The sequence below is a fragment of the Enterococcus sp. AZ103 genome, assembly GCF_051714685.1.
GTDB classification, from domain to species: domain Bacteria; phylum Bacillota; class Bacilli; order Lactobacillales; family Enterococcaceae; genus Enterococcus_A; species Enterococcus_A alishanensis.
In genome coordinates, this window is sequence record NZ_JBIOSI010000002.1 from 738,289 (window position 1) to 752,548 (window position 14,260).

The following is a 14,260-nucleotide window of genomic DNA, read 5'->3' on the forward strand; positions in this document are numbered from 1 at the left end:
ATCTTTTATGATATTCTAATTTCATTAAAAATTATTTCGAATTTTGAAAGGTGAGCCAATATGAAAAATGTAAAATTATTAGGTTTTAGTGCAATAGTAGGAATGGGATTAGTCATTTATGGCGGTACTGCAGCAGATGCAGCAACCAATGACTTATTTAGAGTCTATAATCCAAACAGCGGTGAGCATTTTTTTACTGAAAGTACAAGTGAAAGAAATTGGCTTGTGGCACAAGGATGGAAATACGAAGAAGTCGCTTGGGCAACACCTGACCAAGGAGAGGCAGTTTATCGCCTATACAATCAACATACTGGAGATCATTTTTACACGAAAAGCGTAACGGAATATGATTGGTTGAAAACACAAGGCTGGATTCAAGAGGGAGAAGCTTTTTATAGCGACACTGATAAAACCAATCCAGTTTATCGTAGCTATAATAAAAATGCTAAAGCTGGCGCCCATATGTATACGACTTCTATTATTGAACACAATTCGTTGATTAGTATCGGTTGGACCAATGAAGAAGTATCATTTTATGCAGCGAATCCTGGAAATAATACCGAAGTGGTAGATAAAGACGAATTGAATGCAGAAATCGCAAATGGGGAAAACATCTCTAAAGATGACTACACTGAGGCAACATATCAAAACTTAGCAACAGCTCTTGCCGCTGGTAAAAAAGTGGCGGCTGATCAAAAAGCAACCCAAGCCGAAGTAGATGCAGCGACTGAAGCAATCAAGACGGCATTAAATAATTTAGCGCCAGGAACAGTAGATAAAACAGCTTTATCAGCAAAAATAACTGAAGCTCAAAATTATGATGAATCAATCTACACATCAGATACGGCTGCAGCTTTAGCGACAGCCATCACTGAAGCACAAAAAGTTTTTAATGATGCTGCAGCGACCCAAGCACAAGTAGATGCACAATTAAAAAACCTAGAAGATACGATTTCGGCATTAAGAGTGTCAGTAGATCCGACAGCCTTACAAAATTCCATCAACAAATTGGCAGCAGCAAACACTGCTTCTGGAAATAATCTAGTCGCAGAAAACTATGCAACCAACACATGGGATACTTATAATGCGGCTTATCAAGATGCAGTCACGATTTTAGCTGCAGCGGGAACTGATCCGACAGTCACCCAAGCAAAAATTGATACTGCCAATACCACTTTGCAAGAAAGCTTCGACAATCTAGTTTTTGTGAGAAATTTGAGTGATTTATATCAATACACGATGACTTTATCAGTTTATCAGTCGATCGTGACTGATGAAATGAAGGCAGAAATAGTCTACGACAGTCAAACGATGGCAGCCTTAGATTACTATCAAATGGGATTAAAAGGAAATTACGAACAATTATTTGAAGCAGATGGTCGCACACCTACTGCTGATGCGGCTGATATAGTGACTCAAGTAAATATTGATGACATGATTAGCCAAATCAAAGAAACCTTGATTTCAAACTTAAATATTGAGTATGATAAAAATCAAGCCAATATTATTGGAAAAGTTTTAACTATCTCAACCGATGATGAACTAACAGCAGTAGTGCCACAAATCACTGTGCCAACTATTAATTGGGCTGCAGAATAATTTAATTTTTTCAAATGATTCAAATTGACAGCTCCCTAAAGTAGATGAAAATCTATTTTAAGGAGTTATTTTTTTGTCGAGAGATTAGAAATTAGGGAATCTTGCCGATGAATGATGGTCGATACAGAATGAGACGAGCAATTTTTTATATTTTTAAGTTGACAAACGACTTTTATCTTAGTATGATATTTATGAAATCGATACCATAAGGCGGTGAGATATTGGCAACGATAAAAGATGTTGCAAAGAAAGCAGGATTATCTGTTTCGACAGTTTCAAGATTTTTAAATAATCATCCGTATATTTCCGAAGATAAACGTAAACGAATTCAGGCAGCGATGGAAGCGTTGGATTATACCCCTAGCTCAGTAGCGATGCAATTACGTTCAAAAAAGGGGACGATGATTGGGATTCTTGTTTCTCGGATTGTAAATCCATTTTTTGCTCATTTGGTTGATTCGATTGAAAAAAATGCCAGAAAACATGGTTACAATGTGTTGGTAATGCAGACTTATGATGATAAAAAGGCTGAGACCAATATGTTGGAAATGCTGAAGCAGCAGGTCATTGCCGGTTTAATTATGTGCTCTATCGAAGGTGATCCGAAAGTCATCGAAGCTTACCGCGAATATGGTCCAATCGTTTTATGCAATGAACAAATTCCCGGCTCAAAGTTGCCACAAGTTTATACAAACCAAGCGACTGCCTCTTTTGAAGCAACCAACTATTTAATCCAAAAGGGTTATAAAAAAATTGCTTATTGTACTGGTGGGAGTTTGACTCGAGGCGGACATGGAAATTCTCGGACAGAAGGTTTTGAAAAAGCTTTACAAGAAAGCAATTTGCCAATGAAGATTGAGTGGATTTTTAAGCAAGTCCATACGATTGAAGATGGTAAAAAAGTCGCGGATAAACTTTTAGCTTTGCCGAAAGACCGGCGTCCTGATGCAGTATTTACTAGCAGTGATGAAGTGGCTAGTGGTATTTTAGAGAGATATTTAGCCAAAGGTCAGTCAGTGCCGGAGGATTTAGCCATTATGGGTTTTGATAATCAGCCTTTTACTAGTATGTTGGCAGTTCCTCTAACCACGATTCAACAGCCGGTGGATGCTTTAGGAAGAGAGTCCACTAATTGGTTAATTGCCCAAATGGAAGGAAAAGTTTATCAGTTAGACAAGTCTGAATTAGTTTTAAATTTAATTACCCGAAAATCTGCTTAGCCAGATTTTTTTAGCAAATGTGGTATCGATACCACAAAGAAGGAGAAAAAAATGACGATTAAATTAAAAGAGCAGCGAGTAAGTGAAGCACAGAATTTTTGGAAAGAGGAAGTCGTTTATCAAATTTATCCGAAAAGTTTTTATGATAGTGATAATGACGGAATTGGTGATATTAAAGGGATTACGCAAAAATTAGATTATTTAGTTGATTTAGGTGTGACAATGTTGTGGATTTGTCCCATTTTTACCTCGCCAATGGTTGATAATGGCTATGATATCGCTGATTATAAAGGTATTCAAACCGAATTTGGCAGCATGGCAGATTTAGAGGAACTGATTGCCGCAGCGAAAGCTAAAAATATCAAAATCATTTTAGATTTAGTCGTCAATCATTCTTCTGATGAACATGCTTGGTTTCAAACTGCTTTAGCAGACGCTGACAGTCCTTACCGCGACTATTACATTTTTAAAGCAGGCAAGGAAGGTAATCCGCCGAATAATTGGCGTTCGATTTTTGGTGGTAGTGTCTGGGAGCCGGTCCCAAATGAGGAAAATATGTTTTATTTTCATACCTTTGATAAGCGACAACCGGATTTAAATTGGGAAAATCCTGCCTTGCGTGCCGAGATTTATGAGATGATTAACTGGTGGTTGGAAAAAGGGATCGCTGGTTTTCGGATTGATTCCATCACCTTTATCAAAAAAGATCAGGATTATGGGGATGCACCGATTGATGGCAGCGATGGTCTTGGCAGTGTGAAGCACAAAACCCGTAACCGACCTGGAATTGAACAGTTTTTAACTGAATTAAATGCCGAAACTTTTAAAAAACATGAATACGTTAGCGTTGGGGAAGCACCTGGAGTGACTTATGAGGAGTTTGACCAATATATTGGCGAAGATGGCTATTTCAATATGATCTTTGATTTTCATTATGCTGATATCGATGTGGAAAATGGCAGTGAATGGTTCCGCCAGACCAATTGGCAACCACAGGATCTGAAAGAATTGTTATTCAAAAGTCAAATGGCGATTCAAGCTAGTGGGTGGGGGGCTAATTTCTTAGAAAATCATGATCAACCCCGTTCATTATCAAAATATATTACCGATAAAAATTATCAAAATGAAATTGGTGCCAAAGCATTAGGGGCGTTGTTCTTCTTTTTGAGAGGGACCCCATTTATCTACCAAGGACAAGAAATCGGCATGAAGAATTTCCAAAGAGAAACAATTGAAGATTTCAATGATGTATCCAGTATTGATAATTATCATCGTTCATTAATGGAAGGTTTTTCTGAAGGAGAGGCCATGAATTTTGTTAATCAACGTTCAAGAGACAATGGTCGGACGCCTTTTCAATGGGATGCTTCCGATAATGCCGGCTTTAACCATTCTGACCAAGCTTGGTTGAAATTATCTGGTGACCAGACAGAAATCAATGCTGCTCAGCAAGTTAATCAAGCTGATTCTGTTTTCGCTTTTTACAAAAAAATGATTCAATTAAGAAACCATTCTAGTGCTTGTGAGACACTGATTTATGGTCAATTTGCACCAATAGAGGCAAGTGATGCTGTGATTGCTTATGAACGCATTGGAGATCAAACCATTCAAGTTTTTGTAAATCTAAGTAATCAAATCGAAGCAATTGAAACGTCAGGTGAAATTTTGCTGAACAATTATTCACAGTTGCAAGAAAGAGCTGGCAGATACTTACTACAACCTTACCAAGCCGTTGTAATCAGAAAGGATCCTACTCATGACTAAAACAAACTATCAAGAGATTGCAGAAAAGTTAGTTGCGGTGATTGGAGAAGACAATATTGTCTCCTCTACTCACTGTGCCACCCGCTTGCGGTTACAAGTTAAAGATCGTAAAGCAATTGACGACAGCCAAGTTGAGGAAGTCGAAGAAGTTAAGGGCGTCTTCTATAATGCCGGGCAATACCAGATTATCTTAGGTACTGGGATTGTCAATAAAGTTTATGCAGCGATGCAATCCATTTACAACTTTAATGAGAGCTCCAAAGATCAAATGGCTAAAGATGATTCTTCCTTTTTACAACGTGCCGTGCGCAATATTGCCGATATCTTTGTGCCAATCATCCCAATTTTAGGTGCCACTGGACTATTTTTAGGGTTGAAGGGTGTTCTGTTTAATGAAACCGTTCTTAAAGTGATGGGACTGACAGCTGATAGTATTCCTGAATGGTTGAATGCGACCGTGACCGTTTTAACAGATACGGCTTTTGGTTTTTTAACAGCTTTTATTTGTTGGTCAGCTTTTAAAAAATTAGGCGGTTTACCGATTATCGGCTTTTTAATTGGTTTGATGCTAGTTTCTCCAGCGTTGCCGAATGCGTATGCAGTAGCTGGTGGAACAGCCGAACCTATCATGGCGTTTGGCATGATTCCTTTAGTGGGTTATCAGGGATCGATTTTGACAGCCTTAATTACTGGTATGATTGGTGCAACATTGGAGAAAAAATTACGTAAAATTATGCCGAATGCAATGGATTTGATTTTCACTCCTTTTGTAGTCATTTTAGTTTCTGTATTTGTTGCATTGTTTGTCTTGGGTCCAATCGTCCATGCTTTTGAAGGACAAGCAGTAAAAGTCATTGAAATGTTCTTGCATTTACCTTTAGGAATTGGTGGTTTGATTATCGGTTTCTTATATCCGATTGCGGTAATGACGGGGATGCATCATATGTTTATCATGATAGAAACGTCATTAATCGCGACTACTGGATTTAATCCTTTGATTACGGTTTGCGCTATGTATGGTTTTGCGAATGCGGCAGTCTGTTTAGCAATTGCTTTACGCACAAAAAGTGCTTCAGTCAAAACAGCAGGTATTTCCGCGACAATCACGCAAATGTTAGGGGTTAGTGAACCAGCTTTATTTGGTGTCGTGATGCGGACAGGGATGAAAGCGATCGTAGTTATGTTAGCCAGCTCAGCGGTTGGTGGGATGGTTCTTTCGTTATTGGGCATCCAAGCCAATAGCTATGGATTAGCTGTTTTATTATCGCCTTTGATGTATATTTACGATCCTTATCAAGTTATTACTTATGTTTTAGTGGGAATTGGTACCTTTATTTTAGCTTTTATCCTAACCAATCTATTGGTAATCAAAAAAAGTAGTAAAGTAGAAAATGTCGCTAAAACACAAACAAAATCTCAAAACGAAAAAATATATTCACCAATTGAAGGCGAAATCATTCCCATTACTGAGGTGAATGATCAAGTTTTTGCCAGTAAAATGATGGGGGAAGGTTTTGCGGTTATTCCCAGTGAAGAAACCATCAAATCTCCCGTTTCTGGAACAATCACCATGATTGCACCGACTAAACATGCAATCGGTATTGTGACAGCGGATGGTTTGGAATTATTGCTTCATTTAGGCATTGATACGGTGGAATTAAACGGCGCCCCTTTTAAGTTAAACATCGAAATAGGTCAAAAGATTCAGCAAGGTCAAGAAATTGGAACCATTGATTTAAAAATGCTTGAAGCTAGTGGAAAAGACGCGACAGTTATGGTGATTATTACCGATACTAAGGAGACCATTTCAGGCTTAGAATTTAATCAAGACTATGTGTTGCCGATTTTGGGATCTTAAAACGAAATTGTTTTAATTTAGAGTGGTTAATTGTGTCTAAGAAGAAAAGAATTAACTAAAAAAACAACTGACTGATGGAATGATCATTCCAACGGTCAGTTGTTTTTTAAGCTCTAAATAATAACTTGTCTTTCACACCAGCCCGAAGCGTATTGATTAAAGCCGTGATGACTTTTTCGACTGTTCGTGCTTCACAACCAGTATTGGCACCAATCCAAGCAATCATTTCCGGGGTAATTTTTTTTGCAAAGGGACGTTTTAATTCTTGGGCGCAATATTTTTCATAGCTATCCATGATTTCGCTGCAGATAGCTGCACTTTCACCAGTTATTTGGTGTACTTTTTCGACCATTTCTTGATATTTCATTGTTTTTTCCTCCTTAAATTAAAAGCTAATCTATTCAAAAAAAGTATTTTCTTCTTCGTCTTTGAAATTAAAGTTTGTCTCATTATCGTCTTGTTCGGTGAAGTTAGTCTCCACATAATTTTTTACAGCCGTTTTATCGACAGAATGTTCGACAATCTGAGAAGCCGCTCCTAAACCTAATACAATACCTGTGATTACTACTATTTTTTTAATTTTCATTGTTATTTCCTCCTTAAACTAAAAGCCAATCCATTCAAAAAAAGTATTTTCTTCTTCGTCTTTGAAATTAAAGTTTGTCTCGTTATCGTCTTGTTCAGTGAAATTAGTCTCCACATAATTTTTTACAGCCGTTTTATCGACAGAGTGTTCAACAATCTGAGAAGCCGCTCCTAAACCTAATACAATACCTGCGATTACTACCATTTTTTTAGTTTTCATTGTTATTTCCTCCTTTAATTTTATTCAATATTGTTTGCTGATCCACGTTGTTCTGATTAATATTTAATACAGTAAATAATATGTTCACGATATTTTCGATCTTTATTTCAATCTTAGAATCTTTTAAATTACTCAAGTCCAGCAAAGACTGAACACCAGCAACTAAGAATTGGCTGTCGGCTAACGGTTGGCTTGAAGAAAACTCATTTTGCGCATTTCCTTCGGCGATTATTTCAGCATAAATCGGGCAAATTAGTTCAATCGTTCTTTGTAATGCTCGTTGCTTCATTAAGGCATTGTTGGCTTGATGAAGTTCTTTGACAATGTTTTTTTTCTCGTCAGTCTCAGGTTTGGTAAATAGGGTAGTTAATAATTTTTCTAAGGCCGACAAATCTTTACGAGCTAAAATTTCTTTGGCGTATGCTAAATCCTTAAGAACAATCCGCATGATCACGGCATCCATTACTTCTTCTTTAGAGTTAAAATAATAATAAAAAGTTCCTTTAGCGATGCCAACTTCGTTTAAAATCATGTTGACAGAGGTAAGTTCATAGCTCTTTGAAATAAATAATTGTTGTGCACAATCTAAAATCTCGCTACGTTTTTGATCAAAATCTTTTGTATGTGTCATGGTGACTCCTTTCTCGACTGTTGGTCTATATCTATAATATACTAGACCGGCGGTCGAATTGCAAGAAGAATTTGAAATTTTTTAAAAGAAATAAAAATACAAAAATTAATTGACAATTGTAGCAAAAATACATTATGATGAAACTATCAAATACGAAGCGAGGGAATAAAATGAAACCAACGAAAAAAGCCCAAGATATGACGTCAATCGAATTGGCCCGTTACATTGATCAATCTGTTTTGAAGCCAGAATTTACGATTGAAGAAACGAAAAAGTACATTCAAGAGGGTATTGATTTTAAATGTAAAACAGTCTGTGTCAATCCTTGGGCCGTGCCATTAGCTGCTGAAATGTGTGCTGGTACAGAAACTAAAGTTTGTCCGGTCTGTGATTTTCCTTTTGGTCAAAGTTCGACAGCGTCAAAAGTTGCTCAAGCGGAAATTATTTTAAAAGACTATGCAAAAGATATTGCGGAATTAGACATTGTGGCAAATTATGGTTGGTTACGCAGTGGGCGTTATGAAGAAGTGACGCAAGATTTGAAAGCAGTAGCAGATATTTGTCATCAATATGGTGTTGCCGTCAAAGTGATTTTGGAAACCGATGCTTTAACGGTAGAGCAAGTCAGAAAAGGTTGTGACTGCGTGGTTGCTGCTGGCGGAGATTTTGTAAAAACCAGTACCGGATTTTTAACTGGTCATGAAGGCAACGGTGCGACAGTCGAAATCATCCAGATTATGATGGATCAAGTGGCTGGTAAAGCCAAGATTAAAGGTAGCGGAGCAATTCGCACCCGCGAACATTTTTTACAACTGATTGATATGGGCATCGACCGCATGGGGATTGGCTATCGGTCAACGCCAACTGTTTTGGGATTGGATAAGTAGAGTTAGGATGATGGGCAGTTTGCGCATCATCTTTTTTGTTGAAAAATAAAATGAACTAGTCAAAGAAAGAGTCGATTATCACATTTTTATGTGAGTATCGACTCTTTTTTGTGGCTTTAATAATTTTTTCCTTCCACTAAAGAATTGACTTGATGAAGCTCGGTTGTGAAGCGTTCGTAATCACTAAGCAAAATCCCCATGTATAGCATGTCAACTAATGATAAGAGGGAAGTCCGAGAAATCATAGTTTCACTATAAAATGTTGTTTCGTGATCACCAGTCAGTAATTCTATATCGGCAAATTTTGAAATATGCGTGGCTTTATAGTTGGTTAAGGCAATTGTTTTGGCACCAGTTTTTTGGGCGATTTCTAGTGTGTTGACGGCATCAATCGTACTACCGGAATGGGTAATCGCTATAGCTACATCAGTTTTTTTCAGGGAACGGGCACTTAATTGTCCCAAATGGTTATCGGCAAAATAATTGGCATTTAAACCAATCCGAATCAATTTACTGACAAAATCTAAAGCGATACTACCAGAAGTTCCTAAGCCAAAAACTTCAATTCGATCAGCGACTAAAATTGTTTCGATAGCGGTATTAAAAGCTTGATAATCAAATATTTTCAAAGTATCCTCTAAGCCTTTAATCGTAGACTGAATGATTTTATTGGGAATACTGTCGATGGTGTCTTCCTGAGAAAAATTTAAATCGACAAATTTCTCTGGTTTTTCGCCAGTTTGTTCTTCTTTCCCCCAATCCTTCAAAACCTGTGCCTTAAAATCACTAAAACCTTTAAAGTTTAGTGCTTTTGTGAAGCGAACAATCGATGGTTCACTCACTTCAATTGCTTGAGCCAGCTCAGCCAAAGTCATTTCTGATACTTTAAAGCCAACTGCTAAGACGTAATCGGCAATTTTTTTCTCTGTTTTACTGAGGATATGATATTTTAATTTAATTCGTTCAGCATAAGATAGATTATTTTCCAAGAGTTACTCCTTTTGTATTTTTACTACATTTTAATGGATACATTTTCCATCGTCAATCAGGGTATAAAGATAGTATAAAGAAATCGCAGCAAGATTCACACTATCTTTATTTCTTTTTTTATATTCTGAAGGAGTAAAGGAGTGGAAGAAAAATGATGCTGTTTTTAGCAGTCGTTAGTTTATTATTAATGATCTATTTATTTTGGTTTTTATTTAAGGGGGAAAAATTATGAGCGGCTTGATTTTTCAAGGAATTTTCTTCTTTTTTATATTATTGATTCTGGCGATGCCATTAGGTTGGTACATTAAGGAAATACTACAAGGAAAAATTCCTCGCTTCGCTAGATTTTTGCGACCTTTAGAAAATTTAACGTATAAAATAATCGGACCAACTAGTCAAAAAGAAATGTCGGCTAAAGGTTACTTATTTAACCTGTTAAGCTTGAGTTTTTTCTCTTTACTATTATTATTTGGCTTATTAGTAACGCAACATTGGCTTCCTGGCGGTGAAAATGTCAAAAATATGCCGTGGGATTTAGCCATCAATACGGCTGCTAGCTTTGTAACCAATACTAACTGGCAAGCGTATGCAGGTGAGACCGATCTTTCTCATTTTAGTCAGATGTTTGGTTTAACGGTGCAAAACTTTATTTCGGCAGGCGTCGGGGTAGCTGTTTTGGCAGCATTGATTCGTGGAATTACTCAACGAAAGAAAAAGTTCATCGGTAATTTTTGGCAAGATTTAACCCGTAGCTTAGTTTATTTATTTTTACCATTGTCAGTTATTTTTGCGATTGTTTTGATGTCTCAAGGTGTGGTGCAAAGTTTTAGTGACGGAACGAGTTTTACTGGTTTATCAGGACAAGATTTATTTCTAACTTTAGGTCCAGTCGCTAGTCAAGTAGCGATCAAGCAATTAGGGACTAATGGCGGTGGCTTTTTTGCGGCCAACGCAGCGCATCCTTTTGAAAATCCAACAATTTTAAGTAACTTTGTAGAAAATATGGCGATTTTATTGATTCCAGCGGCATTAATTTTTGCTTTTGGTTTTTGGGTGAAGGATTGGAAACAGGGACGAACAATTTTAATTACAGCGATGATTTTCGTAGGATTAGCCTTTATTGGTGTGTTGATCAATGAATATTATGGTCCTCAATTTGCCGATGTTGTCGGTCAAATGAACTTGGAAGGAAAAGAAGTTCGTTTTGGTGTTGGTTGGTCTAGTTTGTGGGCAGTTGTAACTACGGCGGCCTCCAATGGCTCGGTAAATGCGATGATGGATAGTTTTACACCTTTAGCTGGTGCGATTCCGATGTTTTTAATGCAGCTAGGTGAAATTATTTTTGGTGGTGTCGGTAGTGGTTTATACGGCATGTTGGCTTTCTTATTATTAGCCGTATTTATTGCTGGTTTATTAGTCGGGCGCACACCAGAATATTTAGGGAAAAAAATCAATGTCTTTGATATAAAAATGGCGAGTTTGGTGATTTTAACCCCATTGATGCTGACGCTGTTTGGTGCGATGGCTTTTGTTTTACATCCAGACGTCTTGTCTTGGTTAACAAATGCTGGACCCCATGGATTTACAGAATTATTATATGGCGCAACTTCTTTAGCCAATAATAACGGAAGTGCCTTCAGCGGATTTTTAGCAGACACTACTTTTGTTAATTTGTTAGGCAGTCTTATGATGTTAGTGACTCGCTATTTACCAATGGCGGCAATTTTATTTTTAGCAGCAAATATGAGTGTCAAAAAACAATCGGCTTTAAGTGAAGGGACCTTGTCTACGACTAGCTCGACTTTTATCAGCATGTTAGTCATCGTGATTTTGGTGATTGGTGCCTTGAGCTTTTTACCAGTGATGGCGCTCGGTCCATTGGCTGAATACTTTGCATTATAAATGGAGTGAATGAGATGAAAAAAATTTATCAATGGGCGATTGGTCAGGCCTTTAAAAAACTAGATCCGCGCCAGCAAATTAAAAACCCAGTGATGTTTGTCGTCTATGTGGGTGCTATCTTAACGACAATTTTGTGTTTTTATCCGACAGGCGTTCCTTTGTGGTTTAGTATCGCGATTACTATTTTTCTTTGGTTGACTTTGTTGTTTGCCAACTTTGCTGAAGCAGTGGCAGAAGGTCGCGGAAAAGCGCAGGCAGATAGCTTGAAACAAGCCAAGAAAGAAGTCATGACCTACAAAATTAGTGACTTAGCGGATATTCAAAATCAGAATTTCACCGAAATAAAATCATCTGATTTGAAAAAAGGTGATTTGGTATATGTTCAAGCAGGTGAACAAATTCCAGCGGATGGTGATGTTGTTGAGGGTGCAGCTTCAGTTGATGAAAGTGCCATTACTGGTGAATCAGCTCCGGTTATTCGCGAATCTGGTGGTGACCGTAGCGCGGTAACTGGTGGGACAACAGTGGTTTCAGACTATTTGGTGATTCGTGTGACTTCTGAAAATGGTCAATCTTTCTTAGATAAGATGATTGCAATGGTAGAAGGTACCGAACGAAAAAAAACGCCTAATGAATTAGGGCTACAAATTTTTCTGATTACTTTAACCTTAATATTCTTAACCGTTGCAATTACCTTGATTCCTTTTACTGATTTCAGTAGCGTGTTAGCTGGAAATGGGCAAGCTTTATCTAGTATTATCGTGATTGCTTTATTGATTTGTCTGGCACCAACAACTATTGGGGCTTTGATTTCTTCGATTGGGATTGCAGGAATGAGTCGATTAACGAAAGAAAACGTCATTGCCATGAGTGGTCGAGCAATTGAAGCCGCTGGTGACGTTGACGTATTGCTATTAGATAAAACGGGAACAATTACACTAGGAAATCGCCGAGCGAGTGAATTTCTACCGGTTCCTGGTGTCAGTGAAAAAGAATTGGCAGATGCTGCGCAATTGTCTTCTTTAGCCGATGAAACAGCGGAAGGACGAAGCATTGTAATTTTAGCAAAAGAAAAATTTGATATTCGGGGACGAGAATTCCAGCAATCGGAAGTTCACTGGATTCAATTTAGTGCCAAAACCCGCATGAGCGGTATTGATTATCGTGGAGATGAAATCCGCAAAGGGGCAGCCGATACCATGAAGCAATATGTAACGGCCCAAGGGAAAACTTATCCAGTCGCTTGTGATGAAATTGTTGATCAAATTGCTCGTGCTGGCGGAACGCCTTTAGTAGTGGTGAAAAATGGTCAAGTTTTAGGTGTGGTCTATTTGAAAGATATTGTTAAAAATGGTGTTAAGGAACAATTTGGCGATATGCGTAAAATGGGGATCAAAACCATCATGATCACTGGTGATAATCCGTTGACTGCAGCAGCAATTGCGGCAGAAGCTGGTGTGGATGATTTTTTGGCGGAAGCAACACCGGAAAATAAAATGGATTTAATCCGTGAATACCAAGAAAAAGGTCACTTAGTTGCGATGACTGGTGATGGTACTAATGACGCACCAGCTTTAGCTCAAGCAGACGTAGCAATGGCGATGAACACTGGTACCCAAGCTGCAAAAGAAGCAGGAAATATGATTGACTTAGATTCTAGTCCGACAAAATTGTTGCAAGTTGTCCAAATTGGGAAACAATTATTGATGACTCGCGGCGCTTTGACGACTTTTAGTATTGCTAATGATATCGCCAAATATTTCGCGGTCATCCCAGTGTTATTTTACGGAATTTATCCGCAATTAAATGCTTTAAATATAATGGGACTAGGTAGTCCATTGACAGCTATTTTATCCGCGGTCATTTATAATGCCGTGATCATTGTTGCCTTGATTCCATTGGCTTTAAAAGGGGTAAAATATCAAGAAAAACCTGCCAGTCAAATTCTACGGCATAATTTACTAGTCTACGGTTTAGGTGGTATTGTGGCACCGTTTATCTTCATTAAGATGATTGATCTAGTGCTCTCGCTGATAATTTTATAAATGAAAGGAAAAATAAAATGAGCAAAATATTTAGTAGCTTACGTTTTTTATTGTTTGCCGTCATTTTGTTTGGCGGTCTCTATACCTTATTAGTGACTGGTATCGGGCAGTTATTTTTTAACCATCAAGCCAATGGTAGTTCGGTCACTCGTGAGGAACAAGTCGTGGGTTCAAGTTTGGTGGGGCAAGATTTCTCCGAGACCAAATATTTTTCTGGACGTAGCAGTGAAGTCAGCCAGCTATCACCAGTCTCTAAAGAGCAAGCAGATCATGTTCGCCAAAGAAAAGAAAAATTATTGGCTGAAAACCCAACTGAAACACAAGTTCCTAATGACCTAGTTACTGCTTCTGCAAGTGGTGTCGATCCAGATATTAGCTTGGCTGCCGCTAACTTTCAAGTCGAACGAATCGCGAAAGCCCGACAAATTAATCCGCAGAAAATTCATGCTATAATAAATGAAACAGCAGAAAAAGATTGGTTTTCCAGTCGTGAATTTGTCAATGTTTTACAGTTAAATCTCGCGCTGGATGAATTAATTTAGTAGAAAGGCGTTTGCTG

13 protein-coding genes are annotated in these 14,260 nt (G+C 37.9%); 8 read left to right on the forward strand and 5 right to left on the reverse strand.

Features of this window, described 5'->3' with window-relative positions; genetic code table 11:
* The first annotated feature begins 60 nt into the window (after positions 1-60).
* The 4 genes from ID741_RS18155 (at position 61) to ID741_RS18170 (ending at position 6,441) form a co-directional block, all read left to right on the forward strand.
* On the forward strand, positions 61-1,599 hold the full coding sequence (locus ID741_RS18155) for a hypothetical protein (RefSeq protein WP_438721083.1): 1,539 nt from the start codon (positions 61-63) through the stop codon (positions 1,597-1,599).
* Between the two features lie 221 nt (positions 1,600-1,820).
* Positions 1,821-2,819 carry a LacI family DNA-binding transcriptional regulator gene (locus ID741_RS18160; RefSeq protein WP_438721084.1) on the forward strand — a complete coding sequence of 333 codons (999 nt, stop codon included), beginning with the start codon at positions 1,821-1,823 and terminating at the stop codon, positions 2,817-2,819.
* Positions 2,820-2,870: 51 nt separating this feature from the next.
* The gene (locus ID741_RS18165; RefSeq protein ID WP_438721085.1) at positions 2,871-4,583 is read left to right on the forward strand and encodes an alpha-glucosidase; all 1,713 of its coding nucleotides are present in this window, start codon (positions 2,871-2,873) and stop codon (positions 4,581-4,583) included.
* Positions 4,576-6,441 carry a PTS beta-glucoside transporter subunit IIBCA gene (locus ID741_RS18170; protein ID WP_218327257.1) on the forward strand — a complete coding sequence of 622 codons (1,866 nt, stop codon included), beginning with the start codon at positions 4,576-4,578 and terminating at the stop codon, positions 6,439-6,441. Before ID741_RS18165 ends, ID741_RS18170 begins: the two co-directional genes overlap by 8 nt.
* A gap of 106 nt (positions 6,442-6,547) precedes the next feature.
* On the opposite strand, the gene ID741_RS18175 is transcribed toward ID741_RS18170, so the two are convergent.
* From ID741_RS18175 to ID741_RS18190, 4 genes are read right to left on the reverse strand one after another with little or no spacing between them, the layout of a single operon-like run.
* The gene (locus tag ID741_RS18175) at positions 6,548-6,808 is read right to left on the reverse strand and encodes a hypothetical protein (protein ID WP_218327256.1); all 261 of its coding nucleotides are present in this window, start codon (positions 6,806-6,808) and stop codon (positions 6,548-6,550) included.
* Positions 6,809-6,838: 30 nt separating this feature from the next.
* On the reverse strand, positions 6,839-7,027 hold the full coding sequence (locus ID741_RS18180; RefSeq protein ID WP_218327255.1) for a hypothetical protein: 189 nt from the start codon (positions 7,025-7,027) through the stop codon (positions 6,839-6,841).
* 18 nt (positions 7,028-7,045) lie between these two features.
* On the reverse strand, positions 7,046-7,246 hold the full coding sequence (locus tag ID741_RS18185; protein ID WP_218327254.1) for a hypothetical protein: 201 nt from the start codon (positions 7,244-7,246) through the stop codon (positions 7,046-7,048).
* Positions 7,236-7,877, reverse strand: a complete 642-nt coding sequence (locus tag ID741_RS18190; protein ID WP_438721086.1) for a TetR/AcrR family transcriptional regulator — start codon at positions 7,875-7,877, stop codon at positions 7,236-7,238. Before ID741_RS18190 ends, ID741_RS18185 begins: the two co-directional genes overlap by 11 nt.
* 170 nt (positions 7,878-8,047) lie before the next feature.
* Between ID741_RS18190 and deoC the strand changes: the two genes are divergently transcribed.
* A complete protein-coding gene (deoC, locus tag ID741_RS18195; protein ID WP_438721087.1) occupies positions 8,048-8,764 on the forward strand; it encodes a deoxyribose-phosphate aldolase in 717 nt (238 codons plus the stop codon).
* Between the two features lie 116 nt (positions 8,765-8,880).
* Here the strand turns inward: deoC and ID741_RS18200 are convergent, their stop codons facing one another.
* The gene (locus ID741_RS18200; RefSeq protein WP_438721088.1) at positions 8,881-9,753 is read right to left on the reverse strand and encodes a MurR/RpiR family transcriptional regulator; all 873 of its coding nucleotides are present in this window, start codon (positions 9,751-9,753) and stop codon (positions 8,881-8,883) included.
* Between the two features lie 229 nt (positions 9,754-9,982).
* Here ID741_RS18200 and kdpA point away from each other — a divergent pair, with 229 nt between their 5' ends.
* From kdpA to ID741_RS18215, 3 genes are read left to right on the forward strand one after another with little or no spacing between them, the layout of a single operon-like run.
* Positions 9,983-11,656: a potassium-transporting ATPase subunit KdpA gene (gene kdpA, locus ID741_RS18205; protein ID WP_438721089.1), complete on the forward strand. Its 1,674-nt coding sequence runs from the start codon at positions 9,983-9,985 to the stop codon at positions 11,654-11,656.
* Between the two features lie 14 nt (positions 11,657-11,670).
* Complete coding sequence (gene kdpB, locus ID741_RS18210) at positions 11,671-13,701, forward strand: potassium-transporting ATPase subunit KdpB (RefSeq protein WP_438721090.1); 2,031 nt, start codon at positions 11,671-11,673, stop codon at positions 13,699-13,701.
* Between the two features lie 17 nt (positions 13,702-13,718).
* The gene (locus ID741_RS18215) at positions 13,719-14,243 is read left to right on the forward strand and encodes a potassium-transporting ATPase subunit C (protein WP_438721091.1); all 525 of its coding nucleotides are present in this window, start codon (positions 13,719-13,721) and stop codon (positions 14,241-14,243) included.
* Positions 14,244-14,260 lie beyond the last annotated feature (17 nt).